At 69.1% G+C, this 11,974-nt stretch carries 7 protein-coding genes and 1 riboswitch; of the genes, 1 reads left to right on the top strand and 6 read right to left on the bottom strand.

Annotation, left to right across the window (positions count from 1 at the left end; genetic code table 11):
• Positions 1–442: 442 nt before the first annotated feature.
• Positions 443–1,876 carry a ferredoxin reductase family protein gene (locus tag OG452_RS33815; protein WP_327299354.1) on the bottom strand — a complete coding sequence of 478 codons (1,434 nt, stop codon included), beginning with the start codon at positions 1,874–1,876 and terminating at the stop codon, positions 443–445.
• Positions 1,877–2,432: 556 nt separating this feature from the next.
• Here OG452_RS33815 and OG452_RS33810 point away from each other — a divergent pair.
• A complete protein-coding gene (locus OG452_RS33810; protein ID WP_327299353.1) occupies positions 2,433–3,620 on the top strand; it encodes a hypothetical protein in 1,188 nt (395 codons plus the stop codon).
• Positions 3,621–3,656: 36 nt separating this feature from the next.
• On the opposite strand, the gene OG452_RS33805 is transcribed toward OG452_RS33810, so the two are convergent.
• The 5 genes from OG452_RS33805 to cobN all read right to left on the bottom strand — a co-directional run bounded on the left by OG452_RS33805 (position 3,657) and on the right by cobN (position 11,917).
• Entirely contained in the window at positions 3,657–4,529 is an 873-nt protein-coding gene (locus OG452_RS33805) for an LLM class flavin-dependent oxidoreductase (protein WP_327299872.1), read from the bottom strand.
• Positions 4,530–4,621: 92 nt separating this feature from the next.
• The gene (locus tag OG452_RS33800) at positions 4,622–5,527 is read right to left on the bottom strand and encodes a hypothetical protein (protein ID WP_327299352.1); all 906 of its coding nucleotides are present in this window, start codon (positions 5,525–5,527) and stop codon (positions 4,622–4,624) included.
• A gap of 233 nt (positions 5,528–5,760) precedes the next feature.
• On the bottom strand, positions 5,761–6,384 hold the full coding sequence (locus OG452_RS33795) for a polysaccharide deacetylase family protein (protein WP_327299351.1): 624 nt from the start codon (positions 6,382–6,384) through the stop codon (positions 5,761–5,763).
• 454 nt (positions 6,385–6,838) lie between these two features.
• Positions 6,839–7,927, bottom strand: a complete 1,089-nt coding sequence (locus tag OG452_RS33790; protein WP_327299350.1) for a HoxN/HupN/NixA family nickel/cobalt transporter — start codon at positions 7,925–7,927, stop codon at positions 6,839–6,841.
• Positions 7,928–7,956: 29 nt separating this feature from the next.
• Positions 7,957–8,159: riboswitch (cobalamin riboswitch) on the bottom strand.
• A gap of 161 nt (positions 8,160–8,320) precedes the next feature.
• Entirely contained in the window at positions 8,321–11,917 is a 3,597-nt protein-coding gene (gene cobN, locus OG452_RS33785; RefSeq protein ID WP_327299349.1) for a cobaltochelatase subunit CobN, read from the bottom strand.
• Positions 11,918–11,974: the final 57 nt, after the last annotated feature.

Below are 11,974 nucleotides of genomic sequence, written 5' to 3'. Positions count from 1 at the left end.
GTGCAGGATTCACGGGCCGACAGCTAGACCCATGCCACCTGCACTCTGTGAAAATCCGCTGAACACCACGCTCCGCGCCCGGGGCCGGGCGGGGCCGTGCGGATGAACCGGCCGAACGGTAGGAGCCCGCCGGGCCGTAAGAGGGGCATTTTGCCCCTTCCGTGGACGTGGACCTGGGTGCGACGAACTCGCACACATCCGCGCTGCGTGCTCCGCCAGAAATCACTGCTTCAGGGATCGGTCCCGGGATCCCGCCGGATGGTGCGTCACCGGTGTGCTGGGTGCGTCATACCGGCGGGGGTGGTTGTGCCGGGGGTGCGACCAAGCGGGACTCCCCGGTTTGCACTGGTGGGATACGCGAGGACGAGAGCGATGGCGACGGCTGTCGCGATCAGCCACAGGATGTTGCGAACCATGGGGCGTTGCCTCCGGACGTTCGAAGTCAGAATGCGAAGCGTTCGAGGTGGATGTGTTTGGCTGGGGCTCCCGCGCGACGGGCAGCGTCGGCCGCAGACCGCCCCCAGGCGTCGGGACCGCAGATATAGATGTCGTGCTCGCTGATGTCCGGCACAAGCTCCTGAAGTGCGATGTGGTCCTCCTCACCGGCGTGCTCCGTCTGCCATGAGGCGCGTCCTCGGGCGCGGTGTCCGGGTAGGTAGACGATGCGAACGCCGCGCTCCTGCGCCAGTTCGTCGAGCTCCCGCCGGAGGACGAAGTCGTTCTCGCTGGAGGCTCGATACAGAAGCACCGCCTCATCTGCTGCGTAGTCGAGGTCCTTCAGGAGCGCGCACAGCGGAGTGATACCGATCCCGCAGGCCATCGCAGTGAGTTTGCGCCCATGCCTGGACTCCCCGGTGAACCTGCCATAAGGGCCTTCGAAGAGCACCCTGGTGCCGGGCCGGAGCATGCGCAAACGGCTGCTGTTGACCCCGACCTCCTTCGCGGTGATCCGCAGCACATCACCGCGAGGTGGCGCCGAAAGCGCATATGGATTCCCTCGCGTCCAGCCTCGCCCGTCGCGGAATCGCCAGATGAAGAACTGGCCCGCCTGTGCCCGAAGTTTGTCGAGACCACGGCCACGGAGGTGCACCGACACATTGCCAGGGGCATCCTCGACCACCCGCTCCACGACAATCCGGTGGCGCATCGAGCGCAGCACAGGCACGGCCACGCGGAAGACCAGCAGGCTGCCGAGCGTCACCACGTAGAGGCCGACGATGCACACCTGAGTCCATGGCCGCTTGAATTCGCTGCCGGCCCAGACCATGTGCGGAACGACCAGTCCGATACCGAGAAAGGTGTACAGGTGAAGAAGATGCCACGAGTGGTACCGCAGGCGCTTTCTGGCGGCCCGGCTGGATGTGATTCCCACGATAACCAGCAGTACCGTGCCGAGAGTTGCCAGCATCATGCCTCGCCACTCGGCGATCATCCACCACAGCGACCCGAGCATGGAACGACCATCGCGGACCACGTAACTGGTTGTCAGTAGCACGATGTGTGCCAACATCAGGTTCAACGAGGCGAAGCCACTCAACCGGTGGATGCGGACGAGCCGATCCCGGCCGACCGAGCGTTCGATGCACGGGATGCGTGCCATCAGTACAACCTGAACGAACATAAGGTCGGCGGAGATCAGGCCGGTGAGCGTGCCGGGATATTTAAGCGGCCCCTCGGGCTTTGCCACCAGGTTCACGATGGCGCCATCGTGAACCCACAGATAGACAAAGAACAGCAGGCCGGCACAGAAGGCGACCGCGCACAGGCAGCGCACCAGGGCAGCGTTCAGTCTCTGTTTTTTGAACGGTGAGCCGGAAGGAATTTCTCGGCTGACGCCGAACGCGGGCGGTGAAATGTTCGGGATCTGCTCGGTCATGCGGGAGCCTCCTCGCGGGGGTATACAAGAAGCGAGCGGGGGGATGCATGACTTTTCCTTCATAAGAGAGGGAAAGGAAAGTCACGCAAATTCTGGGTTCTCACAGTGGCCCGAGTGGTCGACGCCAAGTCATTCCGAGTGCCACTTGGACGCCTCGACCGTGAAAAGAGTGGGAAGACCCCGCTTGCGGGCTGGATCATCGGCCATCGGAATAGCAGGCCCGGCACTGGCCGAATCGTGAACGAAGTGCGCCGTCATAATGTCTCCGATATCCAGGCCAGCGAATTCATATTCCCTATGGCTTGAATGTATAGACGGCAGGCGTGACCGTGGTAGCCCTCTGCGCGTTCTGTTCATTTTGTTCATAGGCTGAGAGGACGCGCGGGAGCCGGACCCTGCGGTGGCCAGGTGCTGCACACTGCCCACACATCCGGGCCTCTTGACCCGGGGAGCCGGCGGGTCCTACCTTCCCCTCGGGAAAGCGCTTTCCCCCTGGGAGGGGATTGGCGTTCTGGTGATCCTCACCGGATTCCCGCAGCCGCGAGAGGACTCTGGGATGCGCCTCGGACGAACGAACCGCCCTGCCCTGCGTGTTGTCAGGACCGCTCCGAGGAAACGGGGGCGGGGCTGGGCGGCCGTCTCCCTCTCCCTCGCCGTCGCCGCGCTGACGGTCTGCGCCCCCACGGCTTCCGCCGGCTCCGGCTTCACCGTCTTCACCAATGAGCGGGGCGTGGACACACCCGGCCTCCAGCAGTACGGCGCCGTCAAGTCCACCGTCGTCTATGACTCCTACGCGCTGACCTGTGACGCCGCCGGGTGCTACTCGAACGGCGGGGCGCTGCCGACCGAAGCCGCCTACGAGAGCAAGGTCAAGGAGTACATGGGCGCCGGCCAGTTCGGCGGTGGCGCCACCGCCCCGGTCGTGCTCGACTTCGAGAACATCGTGCTCACGGCGGAGGCCGGTCCGGCGGCGACCAACGCCTTGAACCTCTGGAAGCAGCTCATCACCTGGACCCACAGAGCCGCGCCGTCCGCCCCGGTCGGCATGTACGGCTACGACTCGTCGACCACCAACAACAGCCTCACCCAGCAGTTGCACCAGAACGGCCTGCTCGACTTCTTCGCACCCCGCGCCTACCGCGGCAGCTCCCAGACGGATGCCGGATGGAGCAGCACGCTCGACGCGGCCGTCGCCAACGACCACTCCCTCGCACCGGGGCAGCCCATCTACCCGTACATTTCGCCGAGTTGGGACGGCAGCCCCGGTGGCACCTATATGTCGGGCACCACCTGGGGCTACACCATCGACCAGCTCAAGGCGAAGACCGACGGCGCGGTCGTCTGGGAGCCTTCCGCCAACAGCGCATCGGCCTGCAACTGGGTAGCGGAGAACGCGTACGAGATGGGCGTCCTCACCGGTACGCCGAGCAGCGGACCACTGACCGCCACCGCGACCCCGCCCAGCGGCAACTGCACGGTGCCGCGCGGGAGCACCACCGCCGTGCCCGTCACCGTCACCAACACCTCGGGCTCCACCACCGTGGCGACCCAGATGCAGTCCTTCACGGACGGGTCAGGATTCAGCGGCAGCTGGCAGTACTGGAACGTGCCGTCCCTCGCGCCGGGTGCGTCGTTCCGTACGTCGCTGCCGCTGGCAGTCGCCTCCTCGCAGTCCACCAGCACGGCACTGCTCCACATCCGGACCGGGCAGAGTGACACGCGATGGACGGTCGTCGTGAAGTAGGCGCGTGAGGCCCGGCGAGGGGGGCCGGACGGTCTCTCAGAACACGGGTGGGCCCTGCTCGATACGGCGCATGACCGGCGCGAACCGGTCGAGTCCTTCGCCGGTCTGCAGTTGTCGTTCGTCCCACCAGGTGGCGCCGGCCTCGATGAGCGGTCCGATCACGTCGTGTGCCCGGGCGGCGTCAGTGGGGCTGGCGCCGCCCAGGACGATCTCGAAGGGAGCGTCGTCCTGAGCGTCGGCGCGCAGATGGTGCAGGTAGGCGACCAGCTCGCGCACTTCGTCGACGGGCGGGATCTGTCCGTGTCTGGCCGATGCGAACAGGGGAACCGCGCCGTTCCAGCGGGCGGCGCGGCGCATCGGCGGACGATTGGGCCAGAATCCGCCGACCCACACCGGTGGGTGGGGGCGCTGCACCGTGGCGGGCAGCAAGGTCACGTCCCGGACCGTGTAGTGCTGTCCTTCAGAGGTGACGGGCTCGCCCGTCCAGTAGCGCCGCAGCAGCTCCAGGCCTTCGTCCAGGCGTCCGGCGAGCACTCGCGGTTCGGTCGGCTCGCCGAAGCTTCCGTACTCGTCCTCGATGGGACCGCCAAGCCCCGCGCCGAAGATCACCCTGCCGCCGCTGACCGCATCGAGGGTGGCCACCTGGCGGGCGAGCTGCTCCGGGCGCCGCCGGGCGACCGGGGTGACCAGCGTGCCCAGCCTGAGTCCGGTGGTCGCGAGCGCCGCGGCGGTCAGGAGCATCCACGGGTCCCCGAAGGGCACGCCCTGCCGCTCGCGCTTGTCGTGCACCACGTGGTCCCAGACGAACAGTCCGTCCCAGCCCGCCTGTTCGGCGGCTGCGGCCACTTCTGCCACGGTTCTGGGATCTGCGAAATCACCGAAGTTCGGAATGTTGACCGAGAAGAGCATTCCCGCATCCTGCTTCATAGCGACGAGGCGGGCAATCGAACAGCCGGGGCTGCTCACCGCTCGGCCGGCAGTGGCAGCGCCCGGAGTTCCCGCTATCGGCTGGCTGCTGCGGCGGCGGCATTGCCCCGCACTGTGACCTGCCGGCCCCGCCCGGTGCTCTGCGATGTGGTGCTCAGGCAGCTGCCCGACGCCGGGTCGCTGACGGTGGGGAGGCTCCCCACATGGTCCGTACCCGCCTCCGTGCCGACCGGCTTCCCGTAGGTCACGGTGACCTGCTGGCTGCAGCCGGCCGTGAGATACGGCTCGATGAAGCCCTGGTCGGCGCTTTTGAACCGGCCCGATGCCGACGGAAGGCTGAAGCTTCCGATGTGCGCCACGGAAGCACCGGTCGCGGTCTGGACGACGTCTCCCGACATCAGCTGAGTGTCGCCGGTGACACTCGCGCGCTTGAGGACGAGCGAGTACATCGTGCCCGGCGTGTAGGCGAACTGGACCGCGCAGCTCACTCCGGCGCCGCCGTCCGCGCCGTAGTTGCAGTGGCTGTCGGCCGTGGTGGCGTCCGCGTTGAAGGAGCTGAAGACCGCCTGGAGCGTGTGGTGCCCGTTCGCGTCCACGGGCTTCGGCTGGAACCCGGCGTACGGCCGGGTGCCGCTCTCCAGCGTCGTGTAGTAGGCGAAGTAGATGCCGGACGCGTCAGGGGCGGAGTCCACGGACATCGGCAGCTTCAGCGTGGTGACCGGCGTGGGCGCGTCCGTCGACCAGCGCAATATGGGGGTGGACGCCCACGACTGCCCGGCCGCGCCGATGGCCAGGAGGGCGGTGGCGCCGAGGACGATGCCGGACCTGGCGAGACGGCGCCTCGACTTTCTGATGGGCGATGCCGTGGTGGTCGGGCGGGTGGTGGATGGACCCGGTCCGGAAAGACCCATGACGGATGGACCCGTCACGGACGGACCCCTGTTGGTGGACCTGGACCCCGCGATGAATGGCGTGCGCATGTCATCTCCTGATGGCCGGTGTTCGGGTTGGGCGTCAGCATGTAAGCGATTGCTGTCGCACCGCAAGAGGGTTCGCCATGTTTCTGTCTTTTACTATGGCCAGAGCCCATGCTTGCAGTAGTAACCGGTCACCTTCCGGGGCCAATTGACCCGCTCCAGCGCCCCGCGACTACTGCCCACGGCCCGTACGGCGCCCAGCCCGACGCCGTCCGTCAGCGGCTGGACCGGACGCGTCAGAGCTCCGGTCGCACGGGGATGAAGCCGCTGTCGAGCAGCCGGGGCAGATAGTTCCTGACCGCGGCGACCGTCTGCGACCGGTTCCCGCCGCCGTCGTGGCAGAGCACGATCGCGCCGTCCTTGATGTCGCGCAGCACGGAGTTGGTGATGCTGCGCGTCCCCGGCCGCGCCCAGTCGTTGGTGTCGATCGACCAGCCCAGCGGCTCCATGCCCAGGTCGGCGCAGATCCCGAGGGTGACCGGGTTCCAGTCGCCGTACGGTGCGCGGGCCCACTGGGGCGGAGCGCCGAGCACGTTCTCGATCAGATCGCTGGTCCGGGAGAGTTCGGACCGGGCGGCGGCCGGCTTCAACTTGGTGAGCTGGGGGTGGGTCCAGGAGTGGTTGGCGACGGCGTGTCCGCCGTTCGCGATGTCGTGCAGCAACTGGGGGTACTGGGCGGCGTTCTCGCCGATGACGCAGAACGTCGCCTGCACGTTGTACCGGGCCAGGATGCGCAGCACTTGGGGGGTGTAAAGGGGGTCGGGGCCGTCGTCGAAGGTGAGCGCGATCCTGCGGCCGCTCTCCTCCATCGAGTACACCGCATGGGTGCGGACCGCCGGGTTGTGGGCTGGGGCGCCCATCGACGTCTCGCCCGCGAAGGGCTGTAGTCGGTAGGTGGGGGGACGGGCGGCGGCTGCGGCCGCAGGTGGTCCGGCGGCCGGTGGGGGCTGGACGTGGTGTGGGGGTGGGGCACCGGCCGGTGCATGTGAAGGATGCGAGGCCGCCGCCGGGCCGGTGCCGCCGGAGGGGCCGTACGCGCGGGAGAACACCCCCCCGACAGCCAAGGCGCCCAGGCCGACCGCGGCGCGCACGAATCTGCGGCGCCCTTGCGTATTAGTGTGATTTTCAGACTGCATGGCACCGTACTGCCACACACCGAGGCGATTACCCGGCCGACAGCGCCGGACGCGCGTCCGATTCCACTCGGTCGGACCATCCGCCGCCCGCCCCGTCCGCGGCGCGCCACGGTTTTCCCGGGCCGAGCGGGGCCGGGGCGCCGGAGCGCCCCGGTCCGCCACCGCGGGCGGCGCCGGTTCAGCCGCTGTCAGCGGCGCGGACCGCCCACCTCTCCTCCACCTTCGCGATACGCCAGTACGCCAGCGCCGCTGCCCACACCACGACGAAGAGTCCGACGATGAGGTAGCCGACGTTCCCGAGATCGAGGCCCGCTATCCAGCCGGTCACCGAGTCCTGGAGGGACAGCTTGTCGTGCAGCACGCTGATCAGCTCGATCGTGCCGATGAGGAACGCGACGGCGATGGACAGGCCGGTGATGGCGAGGTTGTAGAACACCTTGCGCACCGGGTTGGCGAAGGCCCACTGGTACGCGAAGTTCATGAAGGTGCCGTCGAGTGTGTCGAAGAGACTCATTCCGGCCGCGAAGAGCAGGGGCAGGCAGAGGACGGCGTACCAGGGCAGGCCGGCGGCGGCGCCGCTTCCGGCCATCACCATGAGGGTGACTTCGGTCGCGGTGTCGAAGCCCAGGCCGAAGAGGAAGCCCAGCGGGTACATCTGGCCGGGCCTGCTGATGGACTTGGTGAACCGGCCGAGGATGCGGTTCATGAAGCCGCGCGAATTCAGGTGTGATTCGAGTTCGGCCTCGTCGTAGCGTCCGGCGCGCATCTCCCTGAACACCCGCAGAATGCCGACGAGGGCAACCAGGTTGAGCGCCGCGATGAGGTAGAGGAACGAGCCCGAGACGCTCGTTCCGACGACGCCGAGCACCTGGTGGGTGTGCGAGCCCTCGTTCATGAGGATTCCCGCGAGCCGGGCACCGCCGGCGACCAGCGCCGCCATGGCCACCACCACACTGGAGTGCCCCAGCGCGAACCAGAAGCCGACCGAGACCGGGCGCTTCCCGTCCGCCATGAGTTTGCGCGTGGTGTTGTCGATGGCGGCGATGTGGTCGGCGTCGAAGGCGTGCCGCATCCCCAGCGTGTACGCGGTGATGCCGAGGCCCACCCCGAACGCCTTGGACCCGACCTCGTAGTGGCCTGGTTCCACCAGCAGGAACAGAACGCCGAACGCGACGGCGTGGAGGGCTGCTATCACCCCCAGCAGCCCGGCGGTTCGTACGGTGTCCTCGCGCCGCCAGGCGAACGCGGCGGATTCGGGCAGGGTCATGCGGATCACGCTCCAGCACCTCGTGGATCACTTCGTGAGATGCCGTGGCCGGTCTCCTGGCTGACGGGTTCGCTGACGCTCGCCTCCGGCCCTGCCTTCCCGGCCCGCGGACGCGGCCAGTGGCTTCGACGGGACGGAGACTCCCCGATCACAGTGGCGAGGGCCGCTCCGGTCTGAGGCCCCGAGGGGGCTTTCACCGGTCTTCCCGAACACCACGGCCCGTTCACCCTAGGTTCTGGCCGCCGGTGGCAGCAAGTGCGCCCATCCGGGCAGGTATTGCCTCTCACATCCGCCCATGCCGAGGGATCCGCTGCCGTACACCGGTGCGGGGAGAGCCCGGCTCTCACCCGTCGCACCGGCGGCAGCGGACCACCGCGGGGAGACCTGCTCAGGTCAGTCCTCGCCCTCCAGGTTCCCCTCGGTCTCCAGGTACACCTGGCGCAGCGCTTCGAGCGTCGCGGGGTCGGGTTCGGCCCACATGCCCCGGGACTCCGCCTCAAGGAGCCGTTCCGCGATCCCGTGCAGGGCCCAGGGGTTGGCCTGCTGGAGGAAGTCGCGGTTCACCGGGTCGAGTACGTACGTCTCGGTGAGCTTGTCGTACATCCAGTCGGCGACGACACCGGTGGTGGCGTCGTACCCGAAGAGGTAGTCGACGGTGGCGGCGAGTTCGAAGGCTCCCTTGTAACCGTGCCGGCGCATCGCCTCGATCCAGCGGGGGTTGACCACCCGCGCGCGGAAGACCCGTGAGGTCTCCTCGACGAGCGTGCGGGTACGGACGGTCTCGGGGCGGGTGGAGTCGCCGATGTACGCCGCGGGGGCGCTCCCGCGCAGCGCCCGGACGGTGGCGACCATGCCGCCGTGGTACTGGAAGTAGTCGTCGGAGTCCGCGATGTCGTGCTCGCGGGTGTCGGTGTTCTTCGCGGCGACCGTGATCCGTTTGTACGCGGTCTCCATCTCGGCGCGGGCCGGGCGGCCGTCCAGCTCCCGGCCGTAGGCGTAGCCGCCCCACACCGTGTACACCTCGGCGAGGTCCGCGTCGGTGCGCCAGTCGCGGCTGTCGATGAGCTGGAGGATGCCCGCGCCGTAGGTGCCTGGGCGGGAGCCGAAGATCCGGGTGGTGGCCCGGCGTTCGTCGCCGTGCTCGGCCAGGTCGGCCCGGGTGTGGGCGCGTACGAAGTTCCGCTCGTCGGGCTCGTCCAGGGACGCGGCCAGCCGTACCGCGTCGTCCAGCAGGCCGATGGTGTGCGGGAAGGCGTCACGGAAGAAACCCGAGATGCGCAGGGTGACGTCGATACGGGGGCGGCCGAGCTCGTCGAGCGGCACCGGCTCCAGACCGGTGACCCGGCGTGAGGCGTCGTCCCACACCGGGCGGACACCGAGCAGCGCGAGGGCTTCGGCCACGTCGTCCCCCGATGTGCGCATCGCGCTGGTGCCCCACAGGGAGAGCCCCACGGAGGTGGGCCACTCGCCGTTGTCGGTGCGGTAGCGCTCCAGGAGTGAGTCGGCGAGCAGCCGGCCGGTCTCCCAGGCGAGCCGGGACGGAATGGCCTTGGGGTCGACGGAGTAGAAATTGCGGCCGGTCGGCAGGACGTTGACCAGGCCGCGCAGCGGTGATCCGGAGGGTCCTGCGGGGACGAATCCGCCGCTCAGCGCGTGCAGGGCGTGGTCGATCTCGTCCGTGGTGGAGGCGAGCCGCGGGACGACCTCGCGGGCCGCGAAGCCGAGGATGTCGGCGACCGCCTGCGGGTGGCCGTCGGCCACCTTGACGGCGGCGTCCGGATCCCAGTCCGCCGCTTCCATCGCCTCGACGAGGACACGTGCCTGTTCCTCGGCCGTGTCGGCGGCGGTGCGGGTGGCGTTGGCCTCGTCCAGGCCGAGTGCCTCGCGCAGCCCCGGCAGTGAGGCGGTGCCGCCCCAGATCTGGCGGGCGCGCAGGATGGCGAGTACCAGATTGACCCGGTCCCCGCCGGCTGGCGGGTTGCCGAGGACATGCAGTCCGTCACGGATCTGCGCGTCCTTGATCTCGCACAGCCAGCCGTCGACGTGAAAGATGAAGTCGTCGAAGCCCTCGTCGTCGGGCCGGTTCTCCAGACCCAGATCGTGGTCGAGCTTGGCGGCCTGGATGAGCGTCCAGATCTGAGCCCGGATGGCGGGGAGTTTCGCCGGGTCCATGGAGGCGATCTGGGCGTACTCGTCGAGGAGTTGCTCCAGGCGTGCGATGTCGCCGTACGAGTCGGCGCGGGCCATCGGCGGCACCAGGTGGTCGACCAGCGTGGCGTGGACACGGCGCTTGGCCTGGGTCCCCTCGCCCGGGTCGTTCACCAGGAACGGGTAGATGAGCGGAAGGTCGCCCAGGGCCGCATCAGGGGCGCACGCGGCGGACAGGCCGGCGTTCTTGCCCGGCAGCCACTCCAGGTTGCCGTGCTTGCCGAGATGGATCATGGCGTCCGCGCCGAAGCCGCCGTCGTCCGCGGAGGCGGCGATCCAGCGATATGCGGCCAAGTAGTGGTGCGAGGGCGGCAGATCCGGGTCGTGGTAGATCGCGATCGGGTTCTCGCCGAATCCGCGCGGCGGCTGGATGAGGACCAGCAGATTACCGTGGCGCAGGGCGGCGAGGACGATGTCGCCCTCGGGGTTGCGGCTGCGGTCGATGAACATCTCGCCCGGCGGCGGGCCCCAGTGCTCCTCCACGTCCGTGCGCAGCGCGGCGGGGAGCGTGGCGTACCAGCGCCGGTAGTCGGCGGCGGGGATACGGACGGGGTTGCGGGCGAGCTGCTCATCGGTGAGCCACTCCTGGTCGTGGCCGCCGGCCTCGATCAGGGCGCGGATCAGTTCGTCGCCGTCACCGGACGCGAGACCGGGAACGTCCTGCGGGCCGAAGTCGTAGCCCTGGTCGCGGAGCCTGCGCAGCAGGGCGACGGCGCTCGCGGGGGTGTCCAGGCCGACGGCGTTGCCGATCCTGGAGTGCTTGGTGGGGTACGCGGAGAGCACCAGGGCCAGCCGCTTGTCGGCGGGGGCTATGTGCCGCAGCCGCGCGTGGCGCACGGCGATCCCGGCGACCCGGGCGGCCCGTTCGGGGTCCACGACGTAGGCGGGGAGCCCGTCCTGGTCGATCTCCTTGAACGAGAAGGGCACCGTGATCAGCCGGCCGTCGAACTCCGGCACGGCGATCTGGCTGGCCGCGTCCAGCGGGGACACACCCTCGTCGTTCTCCTCCCAGGCGGCCCGTGAACCCGTCAGGCACAGCGCCTGGAGGATGGGGACGTCCAGGGCGGTGAGCGCGCCCGCGTCCCACGATTCGTCGTCGCCCCCGGCGGACGCCTGGGCGGGCTTCGTTCCGCCCGCGGCCAGCACGGTGGTGACGATGACGTCCGCCGCGCGCAGCGTTTCGATGAGTTCCGGTTCGGGGGCGCGCAGCGAGGCGACGTAGAGCGGGAGGGGCCGGCCCCCGAGGTCCTCGACGGCTTCGCAGAGGGCGTCCACGAAAGCGGTGTTGCCGCTCATGTGGTGGGCCCGGTAGTAGAGCACCGCGACGGTCGGTCCGTCCGTGGTACGCGCGGTGCGTTCCAGCGGGCCCCAGCTGGGCGCGGGCGCCGGGGGCTCGAAGCCGTGGCCGGTGAGGAGCACGGTGTCGGAGAGGAAGCGGGCGAGCTGGTCGAGGTTGGCGGGCCCGCCGTGTGCCAGATAGGCGTGGGCCTCCGCGGCGATTCCGACCGGGACGGTCGAAGTCTCCATCAACTGGGCGTCGGGGGCCTGCTCGCCGGTCAGGACGACGACCGGGCGCCCGTCGGCCAGGAGCAGATCAAGGCCCTCCTGCCAGGCGCGGACGCCGCCGAGGAGGCGTACGACGACCAGGTCGGCGCCTTCGAGGAGGGCGGGCAGGTCGGTGAGCTGGAGCCGGGACGGGTTGGCGAAGCGGTACGCGACGGGGCCGTCCGCGGCACGGGCGCTGAGCAGGTCGGTGTCGGACGTCGACAGAAGCAGGAGCATGCGGCGGCAGGCCTTCCTCGGGGTATCCACGCCCCGGGTTGTGTAGGAATGGGTCTC

It is taken from the genome of Streptomyces sp. NBC_01197 (assembly GCF_036010505.1).
Taxonomy (GTDB): domain Bacteria; phylum Actinomycetota; class Actinomycetes; order Streptomycetales; family Streptomycetaceae; genus Streptomyces.
This window is presented reverse-complemented; position numbering and strand designations above follow the sequence as displayed.

Coding starts and splice junctions, on each gene's coding strand:
- OG452_RS33815 (WP_327299354.1), bottom strand. CDS start 1,876: ATGACCGAGCAGATCCCGAACATTTCACCGCCCGCGTTCGGCGTCAGC.
- OG452_RS33810 (WP_327299353.1), top strand. CDS start 2,433: ATGCGCCTCGGACGAACGAACCGCCCTGCCCTGCGTGTTGTCAGGACC.
- OG452_RS33805 (WP_327299872.1), bottom strand. CDS start 4,529: ATGCTCTTCTCGGTCAACATTCCGAACTTCGGTGATTTCGCAGATCCC.
- OG452_RS33800 (WP_327299352.1), bottom strand. CDS start 5,527: ATGCGCACGCCATTCATCGCGGGGTCCAGGTCCACCAACAGGGGTCCG.
- OG452_RS33795 (WP_327299351.1), bottom strand. CDS start 6,384: ATGGGCGCCCCAGCCCACAACCCGGCGGTCCGCACCCATGCGGTGTAC.
- OG452_RS33790 (WP_327299350.1), bottom strand. CDS start 7,927: ATGACCCTGCCCGAATCCGCCGCGTTCGCCTGGCGGCGCGAGGACACC.
- cobN (WP_327299349.1), bottom strand. CDS start 11,917: ATGCTCCTGCTTCTGTCGACGTCCGACACCGACCTGCTCAGCGCCCGT.